At 59.7% G+C, this 14,986-nt stretch carries 11 protein-coding genes; 5 read left to right on the top strand and 6 right to left on the bottom strand.

The genetic code is table 11. The features are described from left to right. Positions 1 to 249: 249 nt before the first annotated feature. Positions 250 to 1,254 (bottom strand): alpha/beta hydrolase, encoded by a 1,005-nt coding sequence (locus tag AC13QY_RS03210; protein ID WP_269244777.1) that lies wholly within the window; start codon positions 1,252 to 1,254, stop codon positions 250 to 252. A 251-nt stretch (positions 1,255 to 1,505) separates the two neighbouring features. Continuing rightward, on the bottom strand, positions 1,506 to 2,195 hold the full coding sequence (locus AC13QY_RS03205; protein WP_269244719.1) for a DJ-1/PfpI family protein: 690 nt from the start codon (positions 2,193 to 2,195) through the stop codon (positions 1,506 to 1,508). Between the two features lie 85 nt (positions 2,196 to 2,280). On the opposite strand from AC13QY_RS03205, the gene AC13QY_RS03200 reads away from it, so the two are divergent. Both AC13QY_RS03200 and AC13QY_RS03195 read left to right on the top strand, forming a co-directional pair. Then, complete coding sequence (locus tag AC13QY_RS03200) at positions 2,281 to 3,231, top strand: GlxA family transcriptional regulator (RefSeq protein ID WP_113333154.1); 951 nt, start codon at positions 2,281 to 2,283, stop codon at positions 3,229 to 3,231. A 141-nt stretch (positions 3,232 to 3,372) separates the two neighbouring features. Next, positions 3,373 to 4,284 carry an acetamidase/formamidase family protein gene (locus tag AC13QY_RS03195; protein WP_113333153.1) on the top strand — a complete coding sequence of 304 codons (912 nt, stop codon included), beginning with the start codon at positions 3,373 to 3,375 and terminating at the stop codon, positions 4,282 to 4,284. 15 nt (positions 4,285 to 4,299) lie between these two features. Here the strand turns inward: AC13QY_RS03195 and AC13QY_RS03190 are convergent, their stop codons facing one another. From AC13QY_RS03190 to AC13QY_RS03180, 3 genes are all read right to left on the bottom strand, one after another. Further along, positions 4,300 to 6,042 (bottom strand): cation:proton antiporter domain-containing protein, encoded by a 1,743-nt coding sequence (locus AC13QY_RS03190; protein ID WP_113389404.1) that lies wholly within the window; start codon positions 6,040 to 6,042, stop codon positions 4,300 to 4,302. 172 nt (positions 6,043 to 6,214) lie between these two features. Further along, positions 6,215 to 7,261, bottom strand: a complete 1,047-nt coding sequence (locus AC13QY_RS03185) for an NAD(P)-dependent alcohol dehydrogenase (protein WP_113389403.1) — start codon at positions 7,259 to 7,261, stop codon at positions 6,215 to 6,217. A 421-nt stretch (positions 7,262 to 7,682) separates the two neighbouring features. Beyond that, positions 7,683 to 9,146, bottom strand: coding sequence for a DHA2 family efflux MFS transporter permease subunit (locus AC13QY_RS03180; protein ID WP_269244720.1), 1,464 nt, complete (start codon positions 9,144 to 9,146; stop codon positions 7,683 to 7,685). 411 nt (positions 9,147 to 9,557) lie between these two features. On the opposite strand from AC13QY_RS03180, the gene AC13QY_RS03175 reads away from it, so the two are divergent. Continuing rightward, the gene (locus AC13QY_RS03175) at positions 9,558 to 10,352 is read left to right on the top strand and encodes a FadR/GntR family transcriptional regulator (protein WP_113333149.1); all 795 of its coding nucleotides are present in this window, start codon (positions 9,558 to 9,560) and stop codon (positions 10,350 to 10,352) included. A gap of 35 nt (positions 10,353 to 10,387) precedes the next feature. Here the strand turns inward: AC13QY_RS03175 and AC13QY_RS03170 are convergent, their stop codons facing one another. Continuing rightward, entirely contained in the window at positions 10,388 to 11,887 is a 1,500-nt protein-coding gene (locus AC13QY_RS03170) for an MDR family MFS transporter (protein WP_269244721.1), read from the bottom strand. A gap of 381 nt (positions 11,888 to 12,268) precedes the next feature. On the opposite strand from AC13QY_RS03170, the gene AC13QY_RS03165 reads away from it, so the two are divergent. Together AC13QY_RS03165 and AC13QY_RS03160 are read left to right on the top strand one after the other, a co-directional pair. After that, positions 12,269 to 13,402 carry an ROK family protein gene (locus AC13QY_RS03165; protein ID WP_488492720.1) on the top strand — a complete coding sequence of 378 codons (1,134 nt, stop codon included), beginning with the start codon at positions 12,269 to 12,271 and terminating at the stop codon, positions 13,400 to 13,402. A gap of 7 nt (positions 13,403 to 13,409) precedes the next feature. Then, the gene (locus tag AC13QY_RS03160; protein ID WP_145634023.1) at positions 13,410 to 14,852 is read left to right on the top strand and encodes a M81 family metallopeptidase; all 1,443 of its coding nucleotides are present in this window, start codon (positions 13,410 to 13,412) and stop codon (positions 14,850 to 14,852) included. Positions 14,853 to 14,986 lie beyond the last annotated feature (134 nt).

Genomic DNA, 14,986 nt, shown 5'->3' with positions numbered 1-14,986 from the left:
CCGACGAGTAGCTTGAGGGATCGACTGGCTCATTTCAATCTCCACTTAAATTTATCGTGCGATTTATTATCGCGACATTGACATGCATAATGGCTTTCGCCTGCCCTGTCTATATAAAAATTTAATCCACGATTATTTATTGCGATAAATAATTAGGCGCCATAAGCCGTTCGACCGAGCGCGCTTGATGAGGCACCGCAGAAGAGCAGACATTTTCGCAATCAGATTGAGCTCGACCAGGTGTGCGAGCTATTGCACTGGCTTATCGACGAAATGCGCAATCGCGAACTGCGCAACGCGCTCGTTCGACTTCCTCGCATCATCGAGCCAGAACGGGAAAATCTGCCATTGATGGATCATCCCCGGCCAGACTTCCAGGCTCACATTGCCACCCGCCTGGCGCACTTTGTCTGCGAACCGCGAGGCGTCATCAAGTAGCACTTCGCGAGCGCCGACCTGGATCAGCAGCGGAGGGAACCCGGAGACATTGCCATAGAGCGGCGATATATCGGGATCGGCGAGAGGGCGATCACGCGCGAACGCATCGTGGATAAGGATCAACTCGGCCTTGTTCATCAAGGGATCGCTTACGGCATTGGCGGCCAGGGAAGCGCCCGTTGCAGCGAAATCGGTAATCGGGCTCATTGCGACCACGGCAGCGGGAAGCGGACCGCTCAGCCTAAGCTGGTTCAAAACGACCTCGATGGCCAGAGTCGCGCCAACCGACTCGCCTACGATAACAACGTTGCTGGCCTTGTATCCAGATGTCAGAAGCCAGCGATAGGCCGCAATGGCATCGTCTCTTTGCGCGGGGAAGCGATTTTCGGGCGCGAGGCGATAATCGATCAACAGCACATCAGCCGAGGCGGCCTTGGCGAGCGAACCCGCTATGTTGGCGTGCGTCCGAAGGGAGCCGCTATAGAAGCCGCCGCCATGCAAATAAAGGATGGCACGCCGCCCGATCGGATGATGCAATCGTGCCGGCCAGATCAGATCGCCATCCACCCCGTTAGCGTCGACATGACGTATCTGGACACGCGCCGGGCCTGGCGTCGATGCCATGAGCTTTTCGAAATCGGAGCGGCGTTGCAACAGGTCGGCTCCGGCCACCGCGCCGCTGTCACGCAAGGTGCCGATCAGCTTCTCGATCTGCTCGCTCGAAGCCTTTGTCTGCGGAGCGATCTCGGATGTCTCGGCGGCTGCAGCGTGCGATATCGACCCCAGGCCTGCACATATCAGAACGGTCACTGCCATGACGAAACGGAAAATGCAGCGCAACGATCGGAACTCGTTCATCAAATAAGCCTTTTCCCCGTAAGGCCGTGGACGCTATTGTGATGCCACGGTCGCAGAAAAGCTATTTGTGTCAAGTATGATGGGCGACGTGAGACTGGAATTTCCAGTCATCCGCTGCCCATCATTGCCTCGACACGATCAACCGTTGATCGCTTCCCTATCGATGCTCCGTTTCATTGAGGTGACAGTACCGGTGGACAAGCCGATGTTCATTCAGGCTCATGTCTGGCCGCCATGAGGCGAGCGACGATCTCCCGCCGCGCCATTCTCGAGCCAGCAAGGCGTTGCCTGGTTCTCGCCAACACCCCAGCGCTGGCCTTCTCGGGCAATCCGGAATGAAATGGCGGCTCTGGCGCGTATTCCAGCGACAATTGGATCGCCTCGGCTTCCTCTCGACCGCGCAAAGCGGCAGCAATCGTCAATCCGAAATCGATGCCAGCAGTCACGCCGCCCGCGGTGAAGAGATTGCCATCCCGCACCACGCGCCCCGGCGTGACAACAGCTCCGAAACTCTCGAGGAAATCAAACGCATTCCAATGGGTCGTGGCCTTCTTGCCCTTGAGCAGGCCGGCCGCTCCAAGGACGAGAGAACCGGTGCACACCGATGTTACGAAGTGCGCTTGGGTCGCCTGTTCCCGGACGAAGCTCAGGACGGCCGTATCCTCGAGTAATGCATTGACGCCGACACCGCCGGGCACGCAGATCACATCGAGCGGCGGGCATTCGGCAAACGCTGTCGTCGGCTGCAACACCAGCTTCGTTGCCGACACGATAGGTGACGTGTCCTTCCACACCAGATGCACCTCCGCATCATCCATCGAGGCGAATACCTCATAAGGTGCGGTCAGATCGAGTTGCTGGACGCCGGGAAAGGCAAGCAGGCCGAAGCGAATGGTCATGACATGTCTCCAAGGATTGACTTTTCCAAACCTATGCGACAACGATCTGGCATATTTGCCAAACCACCGTCATTTCTTGCCAATCATGCGCCGCATCGAAATTCTTGCGTTCGACAATGCCCAGCTGCTCGACATTACCGGTCCGCTGCAGGTTTTCACCAGCGCCAACGAGGCGGCGCATGAGCTCGATCGGCCGAAACCATACGAGGCCATCGTGGTCGCGGAAGACCCGCAGACGCAAACGAGCTCGGGTCTCGTGCTCATGACCGCCCCACTCGGCAATATCGATACACCGCTCGACACCTTGATCATCGCCGGCGGCTGGGGCGTCAATAAAGCCTGCGAGAACCTCGACCTGATCGAATGGGTGCGCCGGCGAGCTGCGAATGCCCGACGGATAGCCTCGGTCTGCAGCGGCGCCTTTCTGCTTGCGGAAGCCGGTCTTCTGAACGGGCGGCGGGCAGCGACCCATTGGAATCGTTGCGAGGAATTCGCCAAGCGCTTTCCGCAAGTGAAGCTTGAGCCCGATCCGATCTTCGTTCAGGACGGGCAGATCTGGAGTTCCGCCGGCGTGACTGCCGGTATCGATCTCTCGCTTGCGCTGGTTGAAGCCGATCTCGGCCGCTCGCTGGCGCTTTCCGTGGCTCGCGAACTCGTCGTCTTCCTCAAGCGTCCCGGCGGCCAGGCGCAGTTCAGCGCGGCACTGAAACTTCAGGAGGGCGGCGAACGCTTCGACCGTCTGCATGGCTGGATCATGGACAATCTGCGCGCCGATCTTTCCCTGCCGACGCTTGCCGAGCAGGCCAATATGAGCGCACGCAGCTTCTCGCGCCATTATTTGAAGGCGACCGGGCGGACGCCTGCACGCGCCGTGGAGGAAATCCGCATCGAGGCAGCCCGCCGCCTTCTGGAGGAAGGCCTCAGCGTGCATCAGGCACGCATGCGCTGCGGCTTCAGTTCGGAAGAAACCATGCGACGCAATTTCATGCGGAAGTTCGGCACGACGCCGCAGGCATTTCGCGATCATTTTGCTTGAGGCCTGTCTGCGGTGGCAGGCATTTAACCGCATACCAAACAAAGTGGCCTTTATGCGTAAATATGGTCGTTGCGCTCTTTCCCAGACGTTCGGAGTCGTCATAGGCTGACGCGACCGGATTCCACGTGAGGCTTAAGCAAAATGGCAATACACCGTTTCGCTCCTACCCATTATCACAATGTCATCGGCTCGCTGCCTCCGGCCTTGCATGTTGCCGATGGCGATACGGTTGTTACCGAAACGCTCGATGCCGCCGGCTACGACAAGCATGATGTCCGCCAGATATCCGGCCCCAATCCGATGAACGGGCCGATCTTCGTCGAGGGTGCTGAGCCGGGAGATTCTCTCAAGGTTGAGATCGTCGCAATGGTGCCGACGCGCGATACGGGTTTCACCGGCAGCGTGGTCGCCGCCAACGTCGTCGATCCGCAGGATGTCCGGGCGCTACCGGCACGCGAGAGGGTTATCTGGCAGATCGACCGCCAGAATCTCACGGCGCGATTGGCCGAACCGGTGACGGGTCTCGAAACCCTTACCCTGCCGCTGGCTCCGATGATCGGCTGCTTCGGAGTTGCGCCGTCTCTCGGTCAGGCCATATCGACCGCCACCAGCGGCGAATTCGGCGGCAACATGGATTATCGCCTGCTGGGGCCTGGCACGACCGTCTGGTTTCCGGTCTCTGCGCCTGGCGCTCTCTTTTTCCTGGGCGATTGCCATGCAGTGCAAGGAGACGGCGAGATCGTCGGCACTGGGATCGAGACCACTTTCGAGGTGACGGTGCGCCTCAGCGTCGAAAAGAAAAAGACGATCATCTGGCCGCGCGGCGAGACGGCGGAGGATATTTTCACCATCGGCAATGCCCGGCCGCTCGATCAAGCCCTGCAGCATGCCACCAGCGAGATGCTGCGCTGGCTCGGCTCCGATTACGGTCTCGACAAGACCGCAGCCAGCCACCTGCTCGGTCAGGTCGTGCGCTATGATGTCGGCAATGTCTTCGACCCTGCCTACACGATGGCCTGCCGCGTTTCGAAAAGCTGGCTGAAACGCCGATAAAATATCAGCCTGATATCAGCTGGCATCCTGGGAAAGATCGCGCCGCTGGCGTGACACATTGCTCTCCTGCCGCTCCCGCGCCATGCGGCTGACGGCGGCACGCAGCTGCGGATGGCGCGACATGAACAGATTGAAGTCTCGGCGGTCCAGCACGAAAAGCTGACAGAAATCGACGGCAACGACATCGGCCGTGCGGCGTGCCCCCGTCAGCAGTGCCATTTCACCGAAGAAGGCGCCCGCGCCGAGCCGGATCTCGTCATTCTCCAGCTGCACTTCGACAGCACCGGAAGCGATGAAGAACATGCTGTCACCGCGATCGCCGGTTCTGATCACCCGGTCACCGGGCGACGCCGATCTCGGGCGGAAGAGCAGCAGAAGTTCCTCATGCTCGTTATCATCAAGTTCGGCAAACATCGGGAAGGTTTCGATGAGCTGCTCGATCTCGAGATGATGCTGGCGATCCCGCTCCTCGCGCTGCTTGTTGATGACGGCCAGCTGGCGGCGAAGAGCCTCCTGCTTGGCCATGCCATATTTGTTCGCCAGGAACGGCCAGCGCGCAAAGGCCCAGTTTTCCAGCTTTTCCGTGGCGTAGAAAGCCAGTGGATTAAGGGTGATCGACAGGATCGCACCGGCGAGAATGAGATCCTGCCCTTCCCGCGTCAGCAATCCAAGCGAGACGCCGAGCCCCGCGAGAATGAAGGAGAATTCACCGATCTGCGCAAGGCCGGCTGCAACCGCAAAGCCGATGCTGGCGGGATAGCGCAGCAGTAGCACGACACAGAAGGCGATCAATGCCTTGCCGAGCATGATCAGGGCAAGCACGCCGATAATCATCAGCGGTTCGCGGATCAGGACGGTCGGATCGAAAAGCATCCCGACGGACACGAAGAAGAGAACCGAAAAGGCATTCTGCAACGGCAGGGAGTCGGCCGCCGCCCTGTGGCTGAGATGCGATTCACTCATCACGAGGCCGGCAAAGAAGGCGCCCAGCGCAAAGGACACACCGAAGATTTCGGCCGCGCCGAAGGCGATACCGAGCGCGATCGCCAGAACCGACAGCGTGAACAGTTCACGTGAACCCGTGCGCGCAACCGAAGTCAGGAGCCATGGCACCACACGCGGGCCAATGAAGATCGCGACAGCCGCGAAGGCTGCGACCTTGAGCAGCGTCATGGCGATTGTCAGCCAGATCGAACCGGAAGCGGCATGGCCGCCGGCGTCCGCGTGACCGCCCAAAACACCGGCAAAGGCCGGCAAGAGCACGAGCGCAAGCACCATGGCCAGATCTTCGACAATCAGCCAGCCGACGGCGACACGACCATTCGTCGAACTCACGAGATTGCGCTCTTCCAGCGCCTTCAACAGCACGACCGTACTGGCAACGGCAAGGCTAAGGCCGAAGACAACCCCGGCGCCGACGCTCCAGCCCCATAGTGAGGTCAACCCCACCCCGAGCAACGTCGCGATTGCAATCTGACCGATGGCGCCGGGAATGGCGACGCCGCGCACGGCCAACAAGTCGGCGGCCGAGAAATGCAGACCGACGCCGAACATCAGCAGGATGACGCCGATCTCGGCCAATTGCGATGCCAGCGAAACATCGGCGACAAAACCCGGCGTGGACGAGCCTATGATGACGCCGGCCACCAGATAGCCGACCAGCGGCGGCAAATGCAGCCTGTCGGCCAGATAGCCGAAAATGGCCGCGAATACGAAGCCGGCGGCAATCAATGCGATCAATGCAACGTCGTGCGGCACGGCGGTCCTTCCCGTTTCACGGCGTCAAAGCCTGTTTCCCTCTGTGAAAGGCTACCTAGCATCGCTTTTGCCAGGCCGTCTACGGGAGATATGAAACCTAAGGGAAAACATCGCCTTGCCGGTGCGTGAAGCCAGAAGAAGACTTGAGGCAAGGCGATGAGACAGCGAGCGACTATTGGTCGAGGACGATCTGCAATTTGACGTCGGTCGGACGGGCTTCGACGGCGCGATCGAAAGCCTTGATCGAGTCCTCGAAATCGAATGTCTCAGAGATCAAGGGCTTGAGATCGACGCGGCCGGACGCGATCAGCGCGATCGAACGCTCATACTGATGCGCATAGCGGAAGACCGTTTCGATGCGGATCTCCTTGGTCGACGCCGTGGAAACATCGAAGCCGACCGGATTGACCGGCAAGCCGACGGCCACGATGACGCCGCCGGGACGCGGCAGCGCCATGACCGTCTCCCAGGCCTTCGGCGAGCCCGAGCATTCGAAGACGACATCCGCACCCCAGCCATCGGTCAGGCGATCGACTTCCTCGACGAGGTTCTTCTCGCGAATATTGACCGGAATGACGCCTTGATACTGCGCGGCGATATCGAGTTTCGGCTGGGCGAGATCGGCAACGATCGCCCGGGCGCAGCCACCGGCAAGCGCTGCAACCGCAACCATGATGCCGATCGGGCCGGCACCAAGCACGACAGCGGTGTCACCGGGCGTGATGCGTGCCTTGGTCGCCGCCTGCATACCGACGGCGAAAGGCTCGACCATCGCCCCTTCCGCAAAGCTGACATTATCAGGCAGCTTGAAGGTGTAGTTGGCCGGATGCACGACGAATGGCGTCAGCACGCCATGAATCGGTGGCGTCGCCCAGAAGGTGACCGCAGGATCGACATTGTACATGCCGAGACGGCTCGCTTTGGAATTGGCATCGGGAATGCCGGGCTCCATGCAGACCCGGTCACCGACCTTCAGATGCGTCACACCTGCGCCGACTTCCACTACCGTTCCCGCCGCTTCGTGCCCGAGCACCATTGGTTCGTTGACGATAAAGGGGCCGATTTTTCCGTGCGTGTAATAGTGCACATCCGACCCGCAGACACCGACCGTATGGATCTTGATCTTCACCTGGCCCGGCCCGACCTCCTGCGGCAGATCGATATCGCGGATCGCCAGTTCATGCTGACGTTCCAAAACCAGGGCACGCATCTTGCTCATTGCCTTTTCCTCTTTTCCAAAGCAGCCGGCGTCCCGCTGACACAGGGACGAAATCCTTTTCCGTTATATCGTGTGAGCCGGCATCATAAAACGATCTTTAGGCTCTTGCAGATGAAGTTCGACGGCTCTCTTCAGCCATCGAAGTATGCTTCGCCCTCCAAATATTAGATAAGGCTTATTATTTAGCTCGCTATTGCCGATATTGACTGGCGTTCCATTTCTTGTCTTTCTAATCACTAATGAGAAGGAGGGGCTCATTATGACAGTATATGATTGGACCGGTCAGCGCGCCCGCCGGAGGCGGATGATGCGCGCGGCAAGTGTCGCAATAGTTCTGATCATCCTGATGGCGATTCCAGCGATATTGCTGCATTATAATCTCATCCAACTCTCATACTAACCGCTTCGGAAAAAGACATCACTACGCCGCTTTCGACACACCCTTCCTTGGCTTGCGCGAGACGTTTTCGCCTGCCTTGCGGTCAAGCGGCAAACAATCCAGCACAGCCAGAAGCGCGATGATGCCGAGCAGCACGAAGGCGAGGCGGAACTCGATGGCGACGATGCTCCCCACTCCGAGCGGTGCGCTGATCGCCTGACCGATGCGAATGCCGATCGCGCCAACGGCGATGCCCATGCCCATCGTCAGCTGAAAGACGGTGCTGAACAGCGTGTTGGCACCCGTCATCTGCCCCGGTGGGATATCGGCAAAAGCGATCGTGTTGAGTGCGGTAAAATGCATCGACCGGCACATGCCGCCAATGAACAGTACCGGCACGATGAACCAGAGCGGCGTATCTGGCGAAAACAGCGCACAGGCGGCAATGAAGACGGCATTCAACAGGCCGTTGACGATCAGCACCGGCTTGAAGCCGAAGCGGCGCAGAATGGGCGTCGTTGCCGGTTTCATCGCCAGATTGCCGGCAAAGACGGCGAGCGTCAGCATGCCGGCGTGAAAGGCGCTGAGCCCGAAGCCGACCTGGAACATCAGCGGCAGCAGGAAGGGCACCGCGCCGATAGCGGTGCGGAATAGCGATCCGCCTGAGATGGTGATGGCGAACGTCGGCAGCTTCAGCCCCGAGAGATCGATGAGCGGATGCTCCGTGCGGAGAAAATGAAAAACGGCGATGGCCAGCAGGACAAAGCCGACGATCACATAGGTCCAGGCTTCCAGCCAGACGGGATCGGGGCGTCCGATCAATTCCAGCCCATACATGAGGCCGGCAAGTCCGATGCCGCTGACGACGAAGCCGATCCAGTCGAAAGGCGGGCGCGCCATGCTTTTCGTCTCCGGAATGAGCATGAGCGCGAAGATAAAGGCCAGAATGCCGAGCGGCAGGTTGAGGAAGAAGATCCAGCGCCAGCTAGCATGGTCGGTGATGAAACCGCCGAGCGGCGGCCCGAGGATCGGCGCCACCAGCGCCGGCCAGGTGATCGTCGCAATGGCCGAGATCAGCTTGTCCTTCGGCGTATTGTTCAAGACGACAAGCCGGCCCACCGGCACCATCATCGCCCCGCCGATGCCTTGCAGAATGCGCATGGCAACGAAGGAGCCGACCCCATTGGCAAAGCCGCAGAGAACGGAGGCGAGCGTGAAAATGACGACGGCAGTTGTGAAGACCAGACGCGCACCGAAGCGATCGCTGATCCAGCCGCTGATGGGGATGAAGACGCCTAGGGTCAGAAGATAGGCACTCATGCCTATATTGAGGTCGACCGGGCGAGCACCGAACGAAACGGCCATCTGCGGCAAGGCGGTCGCGATGACCGTACCGTCGAGATTTTCCATGAAGAAGGCACCGGCTACAAGCAATGCAATCAACAGCGAGCGCGAGCCCGCTTCCTGCGCATCCTCCCTTTGCCCAGGCGTGGACATGTCATTCATGGATCAGCAACTCCGAATCCGCCTCGCATCCCGCCTGCATTTAACCGGTTCGGTAACGTTTACGATAGTCGAAATCGTCCCATCAATGGATTGAGCGATCACGTTTCGCTTAGCGGATGGTGCGCAATTTGATCACCGCTGCCGATCCCGATAGAGGCCTTAAGGCGAAACGCATTAGCATGTTCAAATTGGTGAACAGATCGATCAACCCGGTGCCAGTAGGCATGCATACGCAAGACATGCTAGGGTTTTCACTGGAAAATGCCGCGGGAAGAACAATGGGATCGATACAACATCAACATGGAACAGCCCCAAACTGGCCGAGATACCAGCAAGAAGCCTCGCAAATCGACGTAGGCTGATGATTGTTCTCGCGAACGGCGCATCAATAAGGAACGAGAGTCCCGCATAATGAAACATGGCCAGGACGCAATAACCTCCAGGGCTACCCCGGAGTCGAAACTGATCGTAACACAGTCGCCCTTCGATGCCTTTGTGCGAAAATACGGCACGATCCCCCGGCGTGGCGTCTTCGGCTATTTCGTCCACGAGCTCGGCCGCCGTATCGTCGGCGGAGACTATCCAGTCGGCGCAACACTGCCAAACGAGCCCGATTTGGTCGAACAATTCGGCATCAGCCGCACGGTCATCCGCGAAGCGATGAAGTGCCTGGCCGGCAAGGGACTGGTCGAGATCAAGACCCGCGTCGGCACGCGCGTCAAGGAACGCTCCAACTGGCATCATCTCGATACGGATGTCATGGTCTGGTACTATGAGACCGGCCCCTCAGTCGAAATCATGCGATCGATCAAGGACCTGCGATTGGCACTCGAGCCGGAGGCGACGGCGCGCGCAGCACTGCGCCGCACCGAGAGCGATATTGCCGCGATCAGCTCCGCCTACGAGGAGATGGCGTCCACCATTGGCGACGTCAACAGCAATGCCGATGCCGATCTGCGCTTTCATACGGCGATCTTCGCCGCCACACACAACATGATCTATTCGCAGCTGATCGATCTGATCGCCGTCGGGATCTACGCCAATCGCACGCTTTCCGGCCATGAGGACATCGCCGAAGGGCAAAAGCGCGCCCTGCCCCTCCACAAGGCGATCCTCGACGCCATCGTCGCACAGGATACGGACGCCGCAATCAAGGCATCGCGAAACCTACTGGAAGCCTGGCTCGCGCGCGACTACGGCTTCTGACAGATCAAGCCCTGCCCGACCGCCCGGACCTCGCGCTAATGAGTCATGGCTTCCTGTGCATCCGCCTTGGGTACTGACGACCCACGGCCGGCGTCTCGGGTGACCGGGATCAGCCAGATGGTCACGCAGGTCGTCAGAGCGACGATGACGACCCCCCAGAAGCTCCAGTGCAGGGCCGCATCGAAGACGCTTCTGATCGCGGGATCGGTGACAAGATCGGAAAGGCCGCTGGGCTGATTGAGGATATCGTGCAGCCTGGTTGCGAGCTCGCCGCTGCCATAATGGGCGATGCCGACATTCATGATCGCGCCGAGCGCGGTTGCGCCAAGCGTGTTGCCGAGGCTGCGCGAGAAGATGATCGAGGCGGTGGCGCTGCCGCGCATCGACCACTCCACGCTTTCCTGCACCAGCACGACGCTCGTCAGGCTGATGAGACCCATGCCGAAGCCCATCAGGAACGAGCCGATACCGGCGATCACCGGGCTGCTCTCCGGCGTTAGGAACAGCAGGAAAAGCGAGCCGAAGGGAAACATGAGACTGCCGGCGCGCAAGGTGTTGCGGATGCCGAAAGTGCGGAAGAACCGGCTCGCCAGCATCACGGCCAGCGGCCAGCCGACAATCAGCATCGTCAGCGTAAAGCCTGCCTCTAGCGGCGAACGACCAAGGACACCCTGAACATAGATCGGCAGAACGGTCGTCAGGCCGATCAGCGCCATGCCGGCAAGCAGCGTTGCGGCATTGCTGGTGGCAATCAGCCGCTGGCTCCAGAGAGCGATCGAAATGATCGGCTCCGGCGCTCGCCGCTCCTGCCACAGGAACAGGATGCCGGTAACGATAAAGACGATCGCCAGGGGACAGAGAACGGCGAAGCCCGCATCGGTTTCCGTCAGGATGACGAGAAGCGACACGATCGATATCGAAAACAGGATCGTGCCGAGATAATCGATCTTCGCCTCGCGCGGCGTAACCGACTCGTGCAGGAAGAGGATGAACCCGACGATGGCGAGCAGGCCAAGCGGCAGGTTGATCCAGAAAATCCAGGCCCAGGAGAGATTGTCGACGATGATGCCGCCGGCAAGCGGGCCGATGACGGCGGAGATGGCCCAGACGCTGGCGAGCGCGCCCTGCACCTTGGCGCGCTCCTCCAGCTTATAGAGATCGCCGACGACGGTCATGGTCACAGGCTGAATGGCACCCGCGCCGAGGCCCTGCAGCAGCCTGAAGACGATAAGGGACGCCATCGACCAGGCGAAACCGGCGAGCGTTGAGCCTATGAGAAAGATGATGATGCCGCCGATCAGCATCGGCTTGCGGCCGAAAATATCGGAAAGCTTGCCATAGATGACGGTGGTGGTGGATTGCGCCAGCAGAAAGGCGGAAAAGACCCAGCTGTAATAGGTGAAGCCGCCGAGCTGGCCAACGATGCGCGGCATGGCGGTCGCAACGATGGTCGCTTCGATGGCGACCATGAAGGTCGCAAGCATGATCGAGACGATGACCAACGGGCGTCTCGAACGATCGACCGTGCTGGACATGGCATTCCTTTCTGACTGCTGCACCCGGGATCGAAACATGCACATGCCGCCATAACGGCCATGGTCGAGCGCGAAGCTTGTGGGATCAAAGTCTAGGGACGAGACGATTGCGGGCGAGCGCCGGCTGAATCGTTATGATAAGCTTTGCATATTGATACGGGTCGATGTCAACCATTTAAACGCGAACATGTTTTGCGAAATCGCCCCATGACGGCGCCTGGACTGCCGCCTTTCACAAAGCAGGTCGAGCAATCGGTGCGTTCTTCCGCTACATTGCAGCGCGGCGTGATTAGGGCTGCAATGAAACCAAATATGGTTGCTTTGTTTATTTTCTGAACTTATTCTCGGCAAAACAAGCAAAAATCCAGGCGGAACGTCGAATTGCTAACGTCCTCCCAGCAGCAGCTCTTACGGGTCATCAGCCAATCAGGCCCTTCCAGCCGCACAGTTCTGGCAGCCTCCATGGGGCTGAGCAAGGCTGCGATGAGCGGGATTGCGCGCGATCTGATTTCCCTCGGCATCTTGCGGGAAACGGAAACGATCTACGGACAGGGCCGCCCCTCGATCCTGCTGGACCTGCATCCGGAAGGCGCCTTCTTCGGCGGCATCTCGCTTCTCGAAGACCCGGCGCCGCTGGTTCTCTGCGATTTCAACGGCAATATCGTCGCGCGTCAGACGATGCCACTGTCGCGCGATCCTGATGTCATCGCCGCAATGATCGCCGACACGCTGCCGAAATTGCTTTCCGAATGTAAAGATGCCGGACGAAAGCTTTCAGGCCTTGGTGTTGCGCTCTCCGGTTTCGTCGATGAAAAGCAAGCGAGCTGCGTCAAATCCACGTTACTCGGCTGGCAGGATGTACCGCTTGCCGGTATCGTCAGGCAGAAGACCGGCATCGCCACCTTTATCGAAAACGACGCCAAGGCGGTCGCCGTCAGCGAAAAGCTGTTCGGCGGCGCCCGTGACGTGCAGAATTTCAGCGTCGTTTCCTTCGATGACGGTATCGGGTGCGCCCATTTCGTCGGCGGCAAGCTCTACCGCGGCAATCATGGCGGCGCTGGCGAAATCGCTCATTGCACGATCGAGCTCAATGGTTCGCCCTGCCGCTGCGGCAAGCGCGGCTGTCTCGATACCGTGGCCTCGCTGAAGGCGATCAAGGAAATGGCAAAAGCGGAAGGTCTCGCCTGTCAATCCCTCGACGACTTGGAGACGGAAGCATCTCTCGGCAGTGCCACCGCAATCCGCATCTTGCACCGCGCCGGCAGCGCACTTGGGCTTGCGATTGCGCATCTCATCCAGTTCAACGATCCCGGCCTAATCCTGATTACCCATGTCGAAGGCCGGTTTGATCGCCTCTTCGGCACCGTCATGCGGCAGGCGGTCGAGGCGAACGTATTGCCGCGCTATGCCGGCCAGACGCCGATCCGCACGCAGCGTGTCGATGGCGATGTCTGGGCGCGGGGCGCTGCCAGCATTGCCGCCCATAATTTCCTGATTGGTCCCAACCCCTATTGAGGTTCCCATGCGTATTGCCGTTGGAGGCATTCACATCGAATGCAGCACCTACAATCCCGTCCTGAACGAAGAGAAGGATTTTCGCGTTCTGCGCGGCGCGGAGCTGACTGCCTCGCCCTACTTCGCCTTCCTTAGGGATTATGACGGCGAATTCCTGCCAACCATCCATGCCAGAGCGATCGCCGGCGGCCCGGTCGCCCGTCATACATACGAAGCCTTCAAGGCGGAGTTTCTGGAAGGGCTGAAGGCCCTGCTGCCGCTGGATGGACTCTATCTCGCCATGCACGGCGCCATGTATGTCGAAGGTATGGAAGACGCCGAGGGTGACTGGATCAGTGCGGCTCGCGCCGTCGTCGGTGAGGATTGCATGGTCTCGGCAAGCTACGACCTGCACGGCAATGTCACCCAGCGCATCATCGATGCGCTCGACATGTACTCCACCTATCGCACAGCGCCGCATATCGATGTCGAGGAAACCATGCGCCGCGCCGTCAAGATGCTGACCGAAAGCCTGAAGACCGGCGTGAAGCCGATCCTGCTCTGGGCGCCGATCCCCGTAGTGCTGCCGGGCGAACGTACCAGTACGGTCGATGAGCCGGCCAAGAGCCTCTACGACATGTTGCCCGGCATCGACGCCATCGAGGGCGTCTGGGATGCCTCGCTCATGGTCGGCTATGTCTGGGCCGACGAGCCGCGCGCAACGGCTGCTGCCATCATGACCGGCACGGATCGCAGCATACTCGAACGCGAGGCGAAACGACTGGCCCAGGCCTATTGGGACGTGCGTGAGGATTTCGTTTTCGGCTCGGAGATCGGCTCGATCGAGGAATGCGTCGCGAAGGCAATCGCCAGTACGACCGCGCCCGTGGTTCTGGCGGAATCCGGCGATAACCCGACGGGCGGCGGTGTCGGCGACCGTGCCGATGTGCTGGCTGAATTAATTGCCAACGGTGCAGAAGGCGTCATCTTCGCTGGCATCGCCGACAAGGCTGCTACGGAAGCATGCTATGCCGCTGGCATCGGCGCCACCCTCGATCTCTCCGTAGGCGCATCGCTCGACACTAAAGGCAGCAAGCCGGTCAAGGGTAACTTTACGATCAAGTACCTGCTGGACACTACGGAAGCCAGCGACAGACAGGCCGTCGTCTCCATCGGCGGCATCGATCTCGTCCTGTCGGCCAAGCGCCGCCCCTACCATAATATCGCCGATTTCACCCGCCTCGGCCTTGATCCGCACAAAGCGAAGATCATCGTCGTCAAATCCGGCTACCTCTCGCCGGAACTGGCGCCGATCGCCAACCCGAACCTGATGGCTCTCTCCCCCGGTGTCGTCGACCAGTTCGTCGAACGCCTGCCGCGCCTGCGCAAGGCCAAGCCGACCTATCCCTTCGACAAGGATTTCGACTTCACGCCTGAGATAGCCATTTCGGCACGCGCCGTCGGTCGCTGAAGCTCAAGTCCCATAACCGCGAGGGCGGACATCGTTGATCCGTCATCTCAAGAAGGCGACTCGTTTTGCGGGTCGCCTTTCTGCATTGCGCACAAACATTGTGCATTGCCGAAATTGCACAAAAAAGCGCTTGA

Source organism: Martinezella sp. CNPSo 3795 (genome assembly GCF_057784475.1).
This window is presented reverse-complemented; position numbering and strand designations above follow the sequence as displayed.

Bases quoted from the DNA above. Each gene is read 5' to 3' on its own strand.
- AC13QY_RS03210 (WP_269244777.1), bottom strand. From the start codon at position 1,254: ATGGCAGTGACCGTTCTGATATGTGCAGGCCTGGGGTCGATATCGCAC.
- AC13QY_RS03205 (WP_269244719.1), bottom strand. From the start codon at position 2,195: ATGACCATTCGCTTCGGCCTGCTTGCCTTTCCCGGCGTCCAGCAACTC.
- AC13QY_RS03200 (WP_113333154.1), top strand. From the start codon at position 2,281: ATGCGCCGCATCGAAATTCTTGCGTTCGACAATGCCCAGCTGCTCGAC.
- AC13QY_RS03195 (WP_113333153.1), top strand. From the start codon at position 3,373: ATGGCAATACACCGTTTCGCTCCTACCCATTATCACAATGTCATCGGC.
- AC13QY_RS03185 (WP_113389403.1), bottom strand. From the start codon at position 7,261: ATGAGCAAGATGCGTGCCCTGGTTTTGGAACGTCAGCATGAACTGGCG.
- AC13QY_RS03180 (WP_269244720.1), bottom strand. From the start codon at position 9,146: ATGAATGACATGTCCACGCCTGGGCAAAGGGAGGATGCGCAGGAAGCG.
- AC13QY_RS03175 (WP_113333149.1), top strand. From the start codon at position 9,558: ATGAAACATGGCCAGGACGCAATAACCTCCAGGGCTACCCCGGAGTCG.
- AC13QY_RS03170 (WP_269244721.1), bottom strand. From the start codon at position 11,887: ATGTCCAGCACGGTCGATCGTTCGAGACGCCCGTTGGTCATCGTCTCG.
- AC13QY_RS03160 (WP_145634023.1), top strand. From the start codon at position 13,410: ATGCGTATTGCCGTTGGAGGCATTCACATCGAATGCAGCACCTACAAT.